The sequence below is a fragment of the Neopusillimonas aromaticivorans genome (genome assembly GCF_030344915.1).
Lineage (GTDB): Bacteria > Pseudomonadota > Gammaproteobacteria > Burkholderiales > Burkholderiaceae_B > Neopusillimonas > Neopusillimonas aromaticivorans.
The window spans coordinates 1,166,427-1,182,478 of record NZ_CP128233.1 but is presented as its reverse complement, the minus strand read 5'-3'; the positions used below and the strand labels follow the sequence as shown (position 1 = coordinate 1,182,478).

The window sequence follows — 16,052 nt, the reverse complement described above, 5'->3', positions numbered from 1 at the left end:
CATGTGGCTTGCGACGGCTGTTTTCCTGGTGACACTCACGCTGGTGATCTGGCAGCCACGTGGTTTGGGCATTGGCTGGAGTGCCTGTGCAGGCGCCCTGGTAGCCTTGCTGACAGGCAGTGTCAGCGTTGCCGATATCGCGGTGGTCTGGTCGATTGTCTGGAATGCCACCGGCAGTTTCATTGCCGTGGTCATCATCAGCCTGGTGCTGGACGCTGCAGGGTTCTTCGAGTGGGCCGCGCTGTATATGGGGCGCTGGGGGCGTGGCCGGGGACGCTACCTGTTTGTCTTGATGGTGTTGCTGGGCGCAGTGGTTACGGCCATATTCAATAACGATGGCGCAGCGCTTATTTTGACGCCGATTGTCATGGCGATGTTGATGGCGCTGGGCTTTTCCCCGGCGGCAACGCTGGCCTATGTGATGGCCGCCGGCTTCATTGCCGATACGGCCAGCCTGCCGCTGGTGGTGTCCAATCTGGTCAATATTGTCTCGGCCGATTATTTCAATATCGGTTTCGTACGCTACGCTTCCGTGATGGTGCCGGTCAATCTGGTGGCGGTGGCTGCCTCGCTATTGGTGCTGATGCTGTTTTTTCGCAAGGATATTCCCGTCACCTATGCGCTTGACCACTTGCGGGTACCGTCGTCCGCCATCCGCGATCGTGTGGTGTTCCGCGCCGGGTGGTGTGTGCTGGCGTTGCTGTTGGCCGGCTTTTTCGGGCTCGAACCCTGGGCGTACCGGTCAGCGTCGTCGCCGCGCTGGGGGCAGCCGTCTTGCTGGTGGTTGCCGCACGCAGCCCGGTCATCAACCCCCGTCAGATCCTGCGTACCGCACCCTGGCATATCGTGGTGTTCTCGATGGGCATGTATCTGGTGGTGTATGGCTTGCGCAATGCGGGGCTGACCCACTGGGTGACCGCTGTGCTGGACCAGTTGGCTGCACAGGGGTTGTGGGTTGCCACATTGGGAACAGGGTTGCTGGTCGCGGTGCTTTCTGCATTCATGAATAATTTGCCGGCCGTATTGATCGGCGCCTTGTCGGTGGATGCCAGTGCCGCCCAGGGGTGGTGCGTGAAGCGATGGTGTTTGCCAATGTGGTGGGCAGTGACCTGGGCCCGAAAATGACGCCGATCGGCAGTCTCGCCACGTTGCTGTGGCTGCATGTGCTGTCACGGCGCGGCATGATCATCACCTGGGGCTATTACTTCAGGGTTGGGGTTGTGTTGACGGTACCCGTGTTGATGGTGACCCTGTTGGCGCTGGCCTTTCGGTTGTCGCTTGAGGCACTCCCGGTTCAGGGTGTGCCATAGTCTGGTTATTTCAGGTGCCGGGCAAACCAGTCCAGGGCTTGCGTCCAGCCGTCCCTGGCTGCCGCTTCGCGGTAACTGGGTCGGTAATCGGCATGGAAGGCATGCGGTGCGTCGGGGTAAACAATGAACTTCGAGGCTTGGGCTGCGGCGTCGCCGCCTGCCAGGGCTGTTTTCATGGCGTCGACAGTGTCCAACGGGATACCACCGTCTTTCTCACCATACAGACCCAGCACCGGGCCGTGCAGTCTGGCTGCGATATCGACCGGGTGTTGCGGTGTCAGGTCTGATGTGTCGCCGGTCAGACGGCCATACCAGGCGACGCCGGCCTTCACGCCCGGGTTGTGGGCACTGTACAGCCAGGTGATCCGCCCGCCCCAGCAAAAACCGGTGACCCCCAGGGCCTGCACATTGCCCCCATTCTTGCCTGCCCAGGCCACGGCGGCATCCAGGTCGGCCATCACCTGTGCATCAGGCACTTTGCTGACAATTTCACTGAACAGTTTCGGGATTTCGGTGTAGGTGGAGGGGTCGCCCTGGCGGGCATACAGTTCGGGGGCAATCGCCAGGTAGCCCGCCTTGGCCAGACGACGGCAGATGTCCTTGATGTATTCATGAACGCCGAAAATTTCCTGTACAACCAGTATCACCGGCGCATTTTTTGCATTCGCCGGCATGGCACGGTACGCCGGAATTTCGCCATCGGTGACTGGAATTTTTATTTCGCCTGCAGTCAGCCCTTGCGTATCGGTTGTAATGGCGGTGTTGGCCATGACCGGGCCGGCAGCAACGGCAAAGCCGGTGGCCAGTGCTGTTGCAATAAACCCGCGCCGGTTCAGTTTCAGGGCGGGTAACAGGCTGTTCAGGTCTGCGTCGGGAATTCGGTTCATGGTGCCTCCGTAATCAGGGTAGATGTAAGGCTTTTGATCATAAGAGTGTTTTATGACCCGTGGCGGTTAAAAAGCGTGACAACCAAGGCATTCGAAAGAATCAAGCCGGTCCGCAGGGTGGGCGGATGCAGAGAGCGGGTTGCACGGGGTCAACGGTTATTCTTCAAGTCTGAATGCCGTCTGACGGTCTGCGCTGATTTGCATGACCTTGACGGGGCGCCCTTCGGTATCGAATTTCACGTACCCAACACCCGCCTGGTTCAGCAAGCGCTCACCTTTCGAGGCATTTTCCGGTTTGAACGGCGAAATTTTCATGCGCCGGCGCCGTGTGAACCAGTTTAATGGCGACCGGGGTGAATAGAGCCAACGGCTCAGACGATCCAGCGTGTCCAGCAGCTTGCGAGGAAATTCGTTCTTGATGCCGCTGCTGGTGATTTGCCAAAGGTGCGGCTCGCCGCTGGCCGAGCGCAGGGTGACGCCGTAGACAAAAGAGTAGTGCACGTCGCCCGACAAAATCACGAAGTGGGCGGGTGTTTTTGTGTGCGTGAAAATATTCAGTATGGCGTAGGCTGTGCCCCGGTGGGCCATCCAGTTTTCAGCATCAACCAGCAGTGGCTTGCCGATCCAGGTAAAGATTTTCTGGATGGCCTCGATCAGTTTTACGCCAAAGACGGGCGCAGGCGACACCATGACAACGGCGTCGTGGTGCAGCAACTCATTCTGCAGCTCTGAAAGGGCTTCCCAGTCCATCAGCCCGGACGGGTGACGCAGGCTGTTCTCAGAGCGCCATCGTCGTGTGCGAGTATCCAGCACCAGCAGTTTCGGCGTGGTGGGCAGGCTGTAGCCCCAGCGATGCAGGTGCAGTACATGGTCGATCAAAGTGTCTTGCTGCATCGTCCCGGGTTCTGCTGACCATTTGCGCAACAGTTTCAGTGTCTGGCCATCGAAGGCGTCGGGGTTGTTGCCCCAGCCCTGGCAGATCAGGTAGCCGATCAGGGCGTTGCCAATGATGCGTCGTGAAAAGGCATGGCTGTATGCGGTTTGTTCCCAGTCGGCAGTCAGATTCCAGTCGTCGGTGATGTCGTGGTCATCGAAAATCATCAGTGTGGGCAGGTGGGCCAGCAGGCGTCGAACCGCCGGCAGGCCTTGCACAAACTGCACCAGCGCTTCGCGCTCGCGGGCATAACGAGCGGCTTCTTCGGACGTCAGGCGCGCCGGAGCGCCATGTGCCAGGGTTTCCAGGTTTCCGGTGACCAGACCAACAAATACATGGCCATCACTTCGGCCAGCGTGACCAGATGGTTGTCGGCATTGCTGGTGGTGAAAACCGGCTTGCGCGCACCCTCGAAAAACCGTTTACGCAAAGGTTCATTGCTTTTTACGTCAGGCAGCAGCGTGTGGCGACGGTAATAGTTGTAATCGCTGGCATAGAGTTCCTGGCTGTCTGCCACCAGAGCGTCCTGGATGGTTTCCGGATACAGCCCCAGGGTTTCAATCAGCTGGTGAATGGCAGTCAGCATGGGGCCGGCAACATCGTCGGCGTAAATTTGGTCGCCGTTCATCATCAGCGCTGCCGGCCAGCGGGCGGGTTCGTCGAAGCGTTCCCGCAGCCACGCGTCTGCCGCGACCAGTCCATCGCCGGCAGGATGGTGCGGCTTGCGGCACGACCCATGAAGAATCCGGTCGAGGCGGCTGCGCAGTACAAAGGCCGGCCGGGTTTGCCCTGGCATGCAAAGCTCGGGATCTTCAGCGGCGGTGCTGTGCCAGTCATCACCCTCGGACAGACGCCACAGAAAATCATAGGCAATCCGGGTGTCGGCGGGCAAGGCGGTATCCAGTTCAATGTCTATCAGCTGGATGATGCATTGGTCTCCCACACGGATTTCATGCTGACTGGTGCCATTCAACAGGTCGATTTCGGCGGTATGCCCGACCCCTTCGGCATCGGTGAAGTCGAGAGACAGACGTAACGCACAAGGGTTACGGGTCGCCAGCCAGAATACGATACGTCGGGCTTCAAGACGACGAAGGGTCGGTCCGGCCAGCACGTGCTCAATCGCATTGGTGTCGTGGCCGGGGTTACGTTCGGAACGTGCAGGGTCGGTTGCCGTCGCCTTTACGTTTCTCATGGATTTACCTACAATGAAAAAACGCCTACTTTAAAGGATATCGTCATGGATCTGTCCGTCGAAGCTGTAGTCAATACCGCCATCGCCCTCGAAGGTGCCACAGCTCAACAAGAGCAACAGATGCTGTTGTTGCGTAAATCGCTCGATTCCCAGGCGAAACTGGTTCAGGAAATCGTCCCTCCAGCACCGCCCAAGCTGGCCACCTCGGGTATGGTCGGTACGCAACTGCATACCACGGCATAAGCAGCGGCAGCCCTGGCCGTTTGCCGGGTGCAGGCGTTTGGTTCCACCCGCTGCCGGCAAATGTCGGGCATGCTGATTTGGCATGGCCGCCTGTCCGGCGGCTTTTTTCGTCCAGCTATCGTTTCCGAACGGCCCTTTCCGGTGTCGTTCCGGTTGCATGGTTTACAGGCGACAGGTCTGAAGCAATAAACAATGCTGGTAGGCAGCTATAACTTTTCGCTGGTGTTGTGGTCCGTGGTTGTGGCCATGCTGGCTGGCTACACGTCACTCGATATGGCTTCCCGGGTGGCTTCCGCGCGGGGTACCCAGGCGTCGGGGTGGCTTGTCGGCGGAGCACTCGTGCTGGGTCTGGGTATCTGGTCCCTGCACTTTGTAGGCATGCTGGCGTTCAGTTTGCCAATCCCGCTGGGTTATGACCCTGTGCTGGTGGGTGGCGGGTTTCTGCTTGCGGTATGCACGTCAATGGCGGGCTACGGTGTGGTGTGTCACCCCAATGTGCAGTGGCCACGGCTTGCGGTGTCCAGTGGGCTTTTTGCCGCAGGCATTGTCGGGCTGCATTTTATGGCCATGTGTGCCCTGGGCATGCAACCCGGCATCACCTATAGTCCGTTGTGGGTCGGGCTTTCGGTTCTGGTGGCCTGGCTGGCCGCTGCGGCCTCGCTTTGGGTTGCTTTTTACCCTCACAACCTTTACCAGCGCCAGCGTTGGCGATGTCGTGTGGTGGCCGGGGCTCTTATGGGCCTGGCCGTTGCAGGCATGCATTATGCGGCCATGGTGGCGGCCCAGTTTCCGGAACACAGTGTTTCCGCGTCGGCCGTTACCGGTTTTCATCGGCAAAGCCTGACCGCGCTGATTATCCTTGCCACTGTTGTTATCCTGGCCGCCACATTATTGGTGTCTTTGTTCGAGCTCCGTTCCCAATGGAGCGTCGGGGGGCCGTGCGTTCGGGGCTGGGTAAACTGCATCATCTGGTGGTGCACGATGCCTTGACCGGTTTGCCCAACCGGACCTTGCTCGAAGATCACCTTGATCGCGCCCTTGAGAAAGTGCGTCGCGATGGCGGCCATTTTGCGGTACTGATGCTCGATCTGGATGGTTTTCGCGTCATCAACGATGCCTATGGTCATCATGTGGGTGATCGTCTGTTGCTCGAGGTAACGCATCGGGTGCAGTCGCAAATGCGTGGCCACGACACGCTGGCGCGGCTGGCCGGCGATGAATTCATCCTGATAATGGCGGTTGATGATCCGGCCGAGGCCGCGACGCAGGCCCACAAGATCCTGTCGTTCATCAAGAAGCCGTTCCATCTGGTGGGGCACGAGATTCATGTCTCGGCCAGTGTCGGCATTACCTTGTGCCCTGACAACGCAACCGTACGGTCTGACGTGCTGGCCCAGGCCGATGCGGCCCGTCATCATGCCAAAAGCTCGGGGCGCAACACCTACAGTTTTTTGAAGCCTCCATGCAGGCCAATGTCCAGCAACAACTGAGCCTTTTGCAAGAGTTTCGTAAAGCCCTCGAAAACAACGAGCTCAGTCTGGTGTACCAACCCAAGTTATCCGTTCGCGACATCAAGGTGGCCGGGGCCGAGGCGCTGCTGCGCTGGTATCACCCCAAACATGGGCAGGTGGCGCCCGATCAGTTCATTCCGCTGGCAGAACGTACGGGGCTTATCGTGCCTATCGGCGAGTGGGTGCTTGAAACGGCGTGCAAACAGATCCGGGCGTGGCGCGATGCAGGTTGGCAGGACGCGGCTGTTGCCGTAAACCTGTCGCCGATGCAGTTTCGTCATAGCGGTCTGGTGACGACGGTTCGCATGTTGCTCAAGCGGTATGGGCTTGAGCCGTCCTCACTGACGCTTGAAATCACCGAAAGTACGGCCATGCACGATACAGAAGCCAGCATTGCCATCATGCGGCGCTTGCACGACCTGGGTGTGCGGCTTGCCATTGATGATTTTGGCACCGGCTATTCCAGTCTGCTGTATCTGAAGCGTCTGCCTGTCGATGAGCTCAAGATTGACCGGGGTTTTGTGCGAGATCTGGCTCCGGGTACGGAAGATCGTGCCATTGTGGCAGCCATCGCGGGTCTGGCCCAGACCCTCGGGCTCGAAATCGTGGCCGAGGGCGTTGAAACGCCCATGCAGTTCGAAGTGTTGTCTGCGCTGTCGTGTCACTATTTGCAGGGCTATTTGCTGGGGCGGCCCATGACCCCCGAGGCCTTGTTTGCCATGGTTTCCTCAGACCTGTCGCTGGTTCATCCCGAGGTCGATGCAGACATGGCATCGAACGACGCTGTTCGTATTGCCGTCTGAGCGTACTCGTCCATCGTGGGTGTCTGCATCCGCTTCGTTGCATCTGCTTACGATTAGTTGGGTCGTGTCGTGCATGCTAACATCGACAACCCGGGTTGTTCCCGACCTGGGGCGCCCATCTGATCTGGTTTTTTCAAGCTCGCAAGGATCATTATGCGTAATCTTTTTCGTTTTCCGCTTAAGGCCCTGTTTGCCGTTGCGGTTGTTTCGGCTTATTCGTTGCCTGTTGCTGCAGAGCCGGTGTCGGGTCAGGCCTTTAACCTGCGAGTCGGGGCGGGTGATCATTACCAGCGCTATGAACTGGCCTGGGAATCGCCAGCGCTCTGGACCTGGAGGTTTGAGGGCAATAACAGCCGTATCGATGTGCTGGCTGAAATCAGTGGTTCGTGGTGGAATGCCAGCGGTTCGCGCCGTCTGTCCGGCGTCTGGCAGGCCGGTGCCGCCCCGTTTTTGCGCTGGAGCGTCAATGATGCGTTTTATATCGAGGCGGGCCTGAGTGCCAATTATTTCTCAAGGGCACGTTTTGCCGGCAACCAGATGTCGACCCGGTTCCAGTTTGGTGAGCATCTGGGTTTTGGTGCGTATATTGGCGAACACAGCCGCCTGGGCTTACGCTATTCGCACTTTTCCAATGCGGGCATCAAGCGCCCCAATCATGGGCTTGATGTGTTCCAGGTGCTGTACAGCCGGCAGTTCTAGACGCCATCGCGCCAGAACGACCCGTGCAGTTCACGGCTCACGGGCACGCCAACAGAGCCTGTTCAGGGCGTGTCTTTGATGGTTCAGGCGGAACTTGAAGGAACGAGGTATGTCAATTGCATTTTCCCGCCGTAAAGTAATCATCGGGTCAGTGTTGGCGGCTGTATTGGTGGTGGGCGCCTGGTACTGGCGCACCATGCAGGCCTCGGGGTACGGGTCGGCCTTCATTAGCAGCAATGGCCGTATCGAGGCGACTGAAGTCGATGTCGCTACCCGCTTTGCCGGCCGGGTCGTCGATATTGCCGTCAATGAAGGCAGTTTCGTTCGTGCCGGTGATGTTCTGGCACAGATGCAGGTTGATTCCCTGCTGTCCCAGCGGGCCGAGGCGCAGGCCCTGCATCAGCAGGCCATGAATGCGGTCGAAACAGCAAAAGCCCAGGTGGCAGCGCGCGAAAGCGAACGGTCGGCCGCCCATGCGCTGGTGGCCCAGCGTGAAAGCGAGTTGCGCCTTGCCCGTCAAAGTCTCGATCGTACCGAGCGTCTGGTCACTGGCGGTGCGACTTCGCGTCAGACACTCGACGAGCATCGCGCGGCGGTGGTCGGGTCGCAGGCCGTTCTGGAAGCCGCGCGAGCCCAGTGCCGCAGCAGCTCAGGCAGCGGTGCAAGCCGCGCAGTCCCAGGTCATCAGTGCCCGGTCGGGGGTCAATGCGGCCGAAGCTACCATTGCGCGCATCCAGACTGACATTGATGACAGCGTGCTCAAGGCGCCGCGCGATGGTCGGGTGCAATATCGCATCGCACAGCCGGGCGAGGTCCTGGGGGCTGGCGGTAAAGTGCTTAATCTGGTTGATCTTGCCGATGTCTACATGACATTTTTCCTGCCCGAAACCGTCGCGGGCCGGGTAGCGCTGGGTGCTGATGTGCGCATTGTGCTGGATGCCGCACCCGAGTATGTCGTGCCCGCAAAGGTGTCGTATGTCGCCAGTGTGGCCCAGTTCACGCCGAAAACGGTGGAAACGGCCAGTGAACGGCAAAAACTCATGTTCCGCGTCAAGGCACAGATTGATCCTGAACTGCTGCAACGCCATCTTGAGCAGGTCAAGACCGGGTTGCCGGGCATTGCCTGGCTGAAGCTTGATCCTGATGCCGCGTGGCCGCAAGCGTTGGTTGTCAACGTGCCGTAACGATGGGCATCATGACAGAGCCGGTCGCCCGCCTTGTCGACGTCGCGTTGCAGTATGGCAAGACGCAGGCCCTGGACGCGGTGACACTTGACTTGCCTGCCGGATGCATGGTGGGGCTTATCGGCCCCGATGGCGTGGGTAAATCCAGCCTGCTGGCCCTGGTGTCGGGGGCGCGGGCAGTGCAGACGGGTACGGTGACGGTGCTGGGCGGCTCAATGGCCAGTGCGGCGCACCGCGATCATGTCGGGCCGCGAATTGCCTACATGCCACAGGGGCTTGGCAAGAATCTTTATCCTACACTTTCGGTTGAGGAAAACCTTCAGTTCTTTGGCCGTTTGTTCGGCCACGATGCCGACGAGCGTCGCCATCGTATCGACAGCCTGACAAAAAGCACGGGTTTACATGCGTTTTTGACGCGTCCGGCAGGCAAACTCTCGGGTGGCATGAAACAGAAGCTGGGTTTGTGCTGCGCCCTGATTCACGACCCCGACCTTCTGATTCTCGACGAGCCCACCACGGGGGTCGATCCGCTGGCTCGCAGCCAGTTCTGGGATCTGATTGCCCGAATCCGTGGTGATCGTCCTGGCATGAGCGTTCTGGTGGCCACGGCCTACATGGAAGAGGCCGAAGGGTTCGACTGGCTGGTGGCCATGGATGCCGGGCGCGTGCTGGCCACAGGTACGCCGGCTGAACTAAGGTCCGGCACAGGTACTGATACGCTCGAAGCAGCGTTTATCGCCCTGCTGCCCGAATCCCGTCGGCAAGGGCATAAGCCGGTGGTCATGCGGCCGTTCGTTGCGACGGATAATGGTCCGCTGGCGATTGAGGCGCGCGGCCTGACCATGAAATTCGGTGACTTTGTGGCGGTTGATCAGGTCAGTTTTCAGATCCGGCGTGGCGAGATTTTTGGTTTTCTGGGCTCGAACGGTTGTGGCAAGTCGACCACCATGAAAATGCTCACGGGTTTGTTGCCGCCTTCCGAGGGCGAGGCCTGGCTGTTTGGCAAAGCGGTGGACTCCAGTGATGTGCAGACCCGTCGGCGCGTCGGTTACATGTCGCAGTCGTTTTCCCTGTATTCCGAATTGACGGTTGAACAGAATCTGGTGCTGCATGCCCGTTTGTTCAGTGTCCCCGAGGCCGAGGTGGCCGGGCGTGTGCAGGCGGTTGCCGGCAGGTTCGGGTTGACCGGTGTGCTGGAGGCCCTGCCGGGGGATTTGCCGCTGGGGATGCGACAGCGATTGTCACTGGCCGTTGCCGTTGTGCACGGCCCCGAACTGCTGATTCTTGATGAACCTACCTCCGGGGTAGATCCAATTGCGCGCGACATGTTCTGGCAGGACATGATCGATCTGGCCCGCAACGATGGCGTGACGTTGTTCATTTCCACCCATTTCATGAACGAGGCCGAGCGGTGTGATCGTATCTCGTTCATGCACGCGGGTAGGGTGCTGGTCAGCGACACCCCGCAGGGTCTGGTTGAGCGTTGCGGTGCAGACAGTCTTGAAGGGGCCTTCATTCATTATCTGGAACAGGCTGTGGGTGAATCGTCCCCTCCGGCGGGGTCCGCCGCACCTGCTGTTAAGCCGGCAAGCCGTGCAGAGTCGTCCAGGCCTGCGGGAGAGCAGTCGGGCGAACAGGCACAGTCTGGCCACGTGGTTCCGGCCGACCCTGTCCGACCCGTACGCAATGACGAGGCGCAGAATGGCCGTTTCAGTCTGGCCAGGCTGCTGACCTGCGCTCATCTTGAGTCTCTTCAGCTTCAGCGCGACCCGGTTCGCCGTCTGCTGGCACTGGTGGGAACATTGATTCTGATGCTGATTATGGGGTATGGCATCAGTATGGATGTCGAAGACCTGACGTATGCGGTGCTGGATCACGACCAGACTTCGCTGAGCCGTGATTACGGGTTCAACATGTCGGGGTCCCGCTACTTTATTGAGCGCCCGCCCATACGCGACTATGCCGACCTTGATCAACGCATGCGCAGTGGCGAGATTGCCCTAGCGATTGAAATTCCACCTGGCTTCGCGCGGGATATCAAGCGTGGAGAGCCGGTAGAAATTGGTGCATGGGTTGATGGTGCCAATCCGCAGCGTGCGGAAACGGTTCGGGGCTATTTGCAGGGCATGCATCAAAGCTGGCTGGTCGGCCAGATGCGTTTGCGCCAGGGGTGGATGCCGCGTCTTTGTCGGCCTTCACGATTGAAACGCGTTTTCGCTACAACCCCGATGTCAAGAGTTTGCCGGCCATGGTGCCCGCGGTGATTCCCCTGCTGTTGCTCATGATTCCGGCCATGCTCACGGCCCTGGCCGTGGTGCGCGAAAAAGAATTGGGGTCCATTCTTAATTTTTATGTGACGCCGCTGCGGCGCTGCGAATTCCTGCTGGGCAAACAGTTGCCGTATGTGGTGCTGGGCATGTTTAATTTCCTACTCATGACGTTGCTGGCGGTGACCCTGTTCGGGGTACCCGTGACAGGCAGTTACGCCACGCTGGTTCTGGCGGCTTTTATTTATGTGGTGTTCGCGACGGGGTTTGGCCTGTTTGCCTCCAGCTTTACGCGTTCCCAGATTGCCGCCATGTTTCTGACCATGATCGGTACCCTGTTGCCGGCCATCCAGTTTGCCGGTTTGCTTAATCCGGTTTCGTCGCTTGAGGGGCCAGGAGCGATTATCGGGCACGCGTATCCAACCACCCATTTTTTGCTGATCAGCCGGGGGTTTTCAGCAAAGCCCTGGGTTTGACCGATGTCTGGCATGCCTTGTGGCCGCTGGCGTTATCAGTGCCGGTCATTCTGGCCCTGTCCGTGGCGCTGCTGCGCAAACAGGAGCGTTGAATGCAGTGGTGGAAGACCATTTTTCGTCTGGGCGTCAAAGAGCTCTGGAGTCTGTGGCGCGATCCGGCCATGCTGGTTCTGATCGTCTACACCTTCACGGTTTCGATCTACACGGCGGCCACCGCAATGCCCGACACCCTGCACAATGCACCCATTGCCATCGTTGATGAAGATCGTTCAGCGCTGTCAGGTCGTGTTGCCGCCGCATTTTTTCCACCGCGTTTCGCTCCTCCGCATCAGATTGACATCCATGATGTGGATCCGGCGCTTGATGCCGGACGCTATACCTTTGTGTTGAATATTCCCGCCAATTTCCAGCGCGACGTGCTGGCCGGTCATCAGCCGGTGGTTCAGCTCAATGTGGATGCCACCCGCATGTCGCAAGCCTTTACCGGCAGCGGGTATATTCAGCAAATGGTGTCTGACGAGGTGAATACCTTCGTGCGGCGCTACCGTGCCGTGGATAGCCTGCCGGTTGACCTGGCCTTGCGGCTGCGCTTCAACCCCGCCCTCGAGCGGGCCTGGTTCGGCGCCTTGAACGAAATCATCAATATCATCACCATGCTGGCCATCATTCTGACCGGCGCTGCCCTGATCCGTGAACGGGAGCACGGCACAATCGAGCACCTGCTTGTCATGCCGGTGACACCTTCGCAGATCATGCTGTCAAAAATCTGGTCGATGGGGCTGGTCGTTTTGCTGGCGTCAGGCCTGTCACTTGCTTTTGTGGTGCAAGGGGCGTTGCAGGTGCCTGTTCAGGGCTCGGTGACCTTGTTCCTGACGGGTGCCGCACTGCATTTGTTTGCCATGACTTCCATGGGTATTTTCATGGCGACCCTGGCGCGCAGCATGCCGCAGTTCGGCTTGTTGTTTGTGTTGGTGCTGCTGCCGTTGCAAATGTTGTCGGGTGGCACGACGCCGCGTGAAAGCATGCCGGAGCTGGTGCAGCACCTGATGTTGGCGGCACCCACAACCCACTTCGTGCAGTTGGGGCAAGCCATCTTGTTCCGCGGGGCCGGTGTTGACGTGGTCTGGCCCTGGTTTCTGGCCTTGCTTCTGATTGGTACACTCTTTTTGTAATTGCCCTGGGCCGTTTCCGGCGCACCCTTAGCCAGATGGCCTGATCCCCTCACAGGTGCCCACAAGGCACGGAGAATTTTAAATGCAGCCCCAGAACCTGTTTCAGCAAGCGACCGATTACCTGACCGATGCGTGGCAACGGTCCGTGTTGTACGCGGATGTCATGCGCCAGCGCGGCAACCAGTACCGCGAGCACATGCTTAACAAGTCCCCGCATGTGCTGAGTGTGCCGTTTGAGATTTTAATTGACGGCAAAGATTTACCTGATCCGGTGGGTTACGGTTTATGCCGCATTTTGCCGCATGATGGCATTGAAATTGACCCCAAGAAACGACCCTTCGTGATTGTTGATCCGCGCGCCGGCCAAGGGCCCGGCATCGGGGGCTTCAAGCCTGAAAGCGAAATTGGCGTGGCCATGCGTGCGGGGCACCCCTGTTATTTCATCGGTTTTGCGCCGCAACCGGCCCCCGATCAGACGGTTTTTGATGTGATCCGCGCTGAAGCCGCCTTTTTGCGCCGGGTCAACGAACTGCACCCTGATGCCGAAGGCAAGCCGGTTGTTATTGGCAATTGCCAGGCCGGCTGGCAAGTGCTCATGACTGCGGCGCTGTATCCCGACCTGTTCGGGCCCATTATTGTGGCAGGTACGCCGGTGTCGTATTGGGCCGGCTGGCGTGGCAAAAACCCTGCGCGTTATGCCGCCGGCATGCTGGGCGGCACCTGGCCAACGGCCATGACCAGCGATCTGGGGGCCGGCAAGTTTGACGGCGCCTGGCTGGTACAAAATTACGAAAACCTGGACCCTGCCCACACCCTGTGGGACAAGCAGTACCATTTGTACGCCCATGTCGATACCGAAGCCAGCCGCTATCTGGGCTTTGAAAAATACTGGGGCGGCCATGTTTACCTGAATGCCGAAGAAATGCAGTTCATCGCTGACGATCTTTTTGTAGGCAATCATCTGGCCACGGCGGGTATCGTTACCGATGAAGGGGTGCGTGTCGATCTGCGCAATATTCGTTCGCCGATTGTGGTTTTCTGCTCACGTGGGGACAATATCGCTCCGCCGCCGCAGGCGCTGGGCTGGGTGCCCGACCTGTATCAGGCCGATGAGGAAATTTACGCCCACAACCAGACCATTATCTACGCCGTGCACGACAGTATCGGCCACCTGGGTATTTTTGTGTCGGGCAAGGTGGCCGCAAAAGAACACCAGGAATTCGCCACGAATATCGACCTGATCGACGTGTTGCCGTCGGGTATTTATCAGGCGGTCATTCACGACAAAAATGAGCATACCCTGAATGCCGACCTGGCCTTTGGCGATTACGTGTTGGCCTTCGAACGCCGAAAGCTTGACGATGTGCGTGCCATTGTTGACAACAATCCCGAAGATGACTGGCGCTTCGAGGCTGTCGACAACCTGTCCCGTCTCAACCTTTCTTTGTACCGTTCGTTTGTCCAACCCTGGGTCAAGGCATGGGTAACCCCGGCGCGCGCGAATGCCCTGGCGTCGCGCCACCCGCTGCGCCTGTCTTATGAAGTGATGTCGGATCAAACGCCCTGGGGGCAACAGGTGGCCCGCCAGGCCGAGACTGTGCGGGCGGCCCGCAAGGCGGTGCCGACCAATAATCTCTTCTGGCAGTTGCAGGCCCGGGCGTCCAGTATGGTCACCTCAACCTTTGATCAATGGCGTGACCTGCGCGACAGCATGGTCGAGCAGACGTTCATTCAGCTGTATGGTTCGCCCTGGATGCAAGCCATGTTCGGCAAGGGCGTTTCGCGTCATGAAAAACCGCGCCCGCATCCGGGGACATCGGCCGAGCATCAGCGTATGGTGCAACAGCAGGTTGAGCACCTGTGCAGCGAAATGTCTGCCGGTGGCGTGCTCGACGCCAAGCTGCGCGCCCTGATTTACTTGAGCCGGGACATGGGCAGTTTTGACGAGCGCAGCTTTAATCTGGCCCAGCGCCTGCGGCAGAATGGCCGGCTGGCGGCGTTACCTCTGAGCGATTTCAAACGCATGGCGCGCAGGCAGGGCTTTTTGATGTTGATCGATGCGGACCGCGCTTTGGCCACCTTGCCCGACTTGCTGGAAGGCGTTTCACTGGAAGAGCGCCGGCATGCCTGGCAGTTCGTTGTTGATCTGCTGACGGCGGCGATGGGGGCCGAACACCTTGATTCTGAGAAATTTGATCTGGTGGCGGAAAAATTCGGAGTCAATCAGGAGCCGGTCGTTGCCGATATTCCGGCACCGGTCGTCGCTGCCACCGATGTGGCAGCACGTCTTGAGGTGTCGTCATCTGAAGATACCGTTGCGACAGCGGATGCTCCCGTCCAGGCCGAGCAGGTCGCTCCGGTTGTTTCAGCTGAACCGATGGCATCAGCCGAGCCGGTTGTTCCATCCGAAGCCGTCGTTTCAACCGAGCCGGTTGTTCCATCTGAAGCTGTCGTTTCGGCCGTGCCGGCGCCTGCCGCTGAGCCCGTTGCCGGGGAAGCCGCGCCGCAGTTGCCAGCGGCTGCGGCGGCTGCCACTACGACCAAAGCGGCTGTTTCCGGCACGCGGGCGAAACAGGCCCGTGCCAGTCGGTCGGCTCGCGGACGGTCGGCGCGATCGCGGCAACGTCCGGTGCAGGGTGATCTGTATGATGCGGGCGGGTCGGATAACTGATGGCCGCAACAGGCCAGACACAACGACCGGGTGCGCCTGTGGTCAACCGTTTCGAGGGGTACGAAACGGGTTGGCGACATCGGGTGTTTGTGGTTATTTTCGAGGCAGACACCCGCGCAGGTCGCTGGTTTGACTTTATCCTGATTGCCGCCATCCTGCTCAGTGTGGTGGTTGTCATGCTGGACAGCATCGAGGCGATGCGCCTGCGTTTCGGTGGATCGCTGACCGCGATTGAATGGGCCTTTACCGGCCTGTTCACGGTTGAATACATTGCGCGTCTGGCGTGCGTCAAACGTCCGTTGGCGTATGCCCGCAGCTTTTATGGTGTGGTCGACTTGCTGGCGATCTTGCCCAGCTACGCTGCCGTGTTCATGCCCGAACTGCATGCCTTGTTTGATTTGCGCCTGTTGCGATTGTTGCGGATTTTTCGTCTGCTGAAACTGGCCTCGTATGTGCGCGAGTACTCGTTGCTGGGGCAGGCCTTGCTGGCCAGCCGGCGAAAAATCATTATTTTCCTGTCGGTGGTTGCCATTGTGGTTACTGTCAATGGCACGTTGCTGTACGTCATCGAGGGGGGCCAGGCACGCCGTTCAGCAGTATTCCTACGTCCATTTATTTTGCCATCACGACGCTGACCACCGTCGGGTTTGGCGACATCACGCCGCAAACTGACCTGGGGCGTGCCATTACGTCGTTCACG

General features: G+C 59.1%; 9 protein-coding genes and 5 pseudogenes. 11 read left to right on the top strand and 3 right to left on the bottom strand.

What is annotated here, in order from left to right:
• Position 1 precedes the first annotated feature (1 nt).
• A pseudogene (locus N7E01_RS06355) lies at positions 2–1,310 on the top strand (arsenic transporter).
• Between the two features lie 5 nt (positions 1,311–1,315).
• On the opposite strand, the gene N7E01_RS06350 reads toward N7E01_RS06355, so the two are convergent.
• From N7E01_RS06350 to N7E01_RS06340, 3 genes are all read right to left on the bottom strand, one after another.
• On the bottom strand, positions 1,316–2,197 hold the full coding sequence (locus N7E01_RS06350; RefSeq protein WP_289174996.1) for a dienelactone hydrolase family protein: 882 nt from the start codon (positions 2,195–2,197) through the stop codon (positions 1,316–1,318).
• 156 nt (positions 2,198–2,353) lie between these two features.
• The gene (locus N7E01_RS06345; RefSeq protein ID WP_289174995.1) at positions 2,354–3,358 is read right to left on the bottom strand and encodes a metallophosphoesterase family protein; all 1,005 of its coding nucleotides are present in this window, start codon (positions 3,356–3,358) and stop codon (positions 2,354–2,356) included.
• 44 nt (positions 3,359–3,402) lie between these two features.
• On the bottom strand, positions 3,403–4,326 hold the full coding sequence (locus N7E01_RS06340) for a metallophosphoesterase family protein (protein WP_289174994.1): 924 nt from the start codon (positions 4,324–4,326) through the stop codon (positions 3,403–3,405).
• Positions 4,327–4,371: 45 nt separating this feature from the next.
• Here N7E01_RS06340 and N7E01_RS06335 point away from each other — a divergent pair, with 45 nt between their 5' ends.
• The 10 genes and pseudogenes from N7E01_RS06335 to N7E01_RS06300 all read left to right on the top strand — a co-directional run.
• On the top strand, positions 4,372–4,569 hold the full coding sequence (locus N7E01_RS06335) for a hypothetical protein (protein WP_289174992.1): 198 nt from the start codon (positions 4,372–4,374) through the stop codon (positions 4,567–4,569).
• A gap of 192 nt (positions 4,570–4,761) precedes the next feature.
• A complete protein-coding gene (locus N7E01_RS18585; RefSeq protein WP_350494965.1) occupies positions 4,762–5,559 on the top strand; it encodes an MHYT domain-containing protein in 798 nt (265 codons plus the stop codon).
• On the top strand, positions 5,508–6,059 hold the full coding sequence (locus N7E01_RS18580) for a diguanylate cyclase domain-containing protein (RefSeq protein ID WP_350494964.1): 552 nt from the start codon (positions 5,508–5,510) through the stop codon (positions 6,057–6,059). Before N7E01_RS18585 ends, N7E01_RS18580 begins: the two co-directional genes overlap by 52 nt.
• A complete protein-coding gene (locus N7E01_RS18575; RefSeq protein WP_350494963.1) occupies positions 6,032–6,883 on the top strand; it encodes a putative bifunctional diguanylate cyclase/phosphodiesterase in 852 nt (283 codons plus the stop codon). Before N7E01_RS18580 ends, N7E01_RS18575 begins: the two co-directional genes overlap by 28 nt.
• Positions 6,884–7,036: 153 nt before the next feature.
• Positions 7,037–7,582, top strand: a complete 546-nt coding sequence (locus N7E01_RS06325; RefSeq protein ID WP_289174991.1) for an acyloxyacyl hydrolase — start codon at positions 7,037–7,039, stop codon at positions 7,580–7,582.
• 109 nt (positions 7,583–7,691) lie between these two features.
• A pseudogene (locus N7E01_RS06320) lies at positions 7,692–8,766 on the top strand (HlyD family secretion protein).
• 11 nt (positions 8,767–8,777) lie between these two features.
• A pseudogene (gene rbbA, locus N7E01_RS06315) lies at positions 8,778–11,601 on the top strand (ribosome-associated ATPase/putative transporter RbbA).
• A pseudogene (locus N7E01_RS06310) lies at positions 11,602–12,725 on the top strand (ABC transporter permease).
• A gap of 38 nt (positions 12,726–12,763) precedes the next feature.
• A complete protein-coding gene (locus N7E01_RS06305; protein ID WP_289174990.1) occupies positions 12,764–15,352 on the top strand; it encodes a DUF3141 domain-containing protein in 2,589 nt (862 codons plus the stop codon).
• Positions 15,352–16,049, top strand: a pseudogene (locus N7E01_RS06300) (ion transporter); the annotation flags it as partial. The gene N7E01_RS06305 and the pseudogene N7E01_RS06300, both read left to right, overlap by 1 nt.
• Positions 16,050–16,052: the final 3 nt, after the last annotated feature.

Bases quoted from the DNA above. Each gene is read 5' to 3' on its own strand.
- N7E01_RS06350 (WP_289174996.1), bottom strand. From the start codon at position 2,197: ATGAACCGAATTCCCGACGCAGACCTGAACAGCCTGTTACCCGCCCTG.
- N7E01_RS06340 (WP_289174994.1), bottom strand. From the start codon at position 4,326: ATGAGAAACGTAAAGGCGACGGCAACCGACCCTGCACGTTCCGAACGT.
- N7E01_RS06335 (WP_289174992.1), top strand. From the start codon at position 4,372: ATGGATCTGTCCGTCGAAGCTGTAGTCAATACCGCCATCGCCCTCGAA.
- N7E01_RS18585 (WP_350494965.1), top strand. From the start codon at position 4,762: ATGCTGGTAGGCAGCTATAACTTTTCGCTGGTGTTGTGGTCCGTGGTT.
- N7E01_RS18575 (WP_350494963.1), top strand. From the start codon at position 6,032: ATGCAGGCCAATGTCCAGCAACAACTGAGCCTTTTGCAAGAGTTTCGT.
- N7E01_RS06325 (WP_289174991.1), top strand. From the start codon at position 7,037: ATGCGTAATCTTTTTCGTTTTCCGCTTAAGGCCCTGTTTGCCGTTGCG.
- N7E01_RS06305 (WP_289174990.1), top strand. From the start codon at position 12,764: ATGCAGCCCCAGAACCTGTTTCAGCAAGCGACCGATTACCTGACCGAT.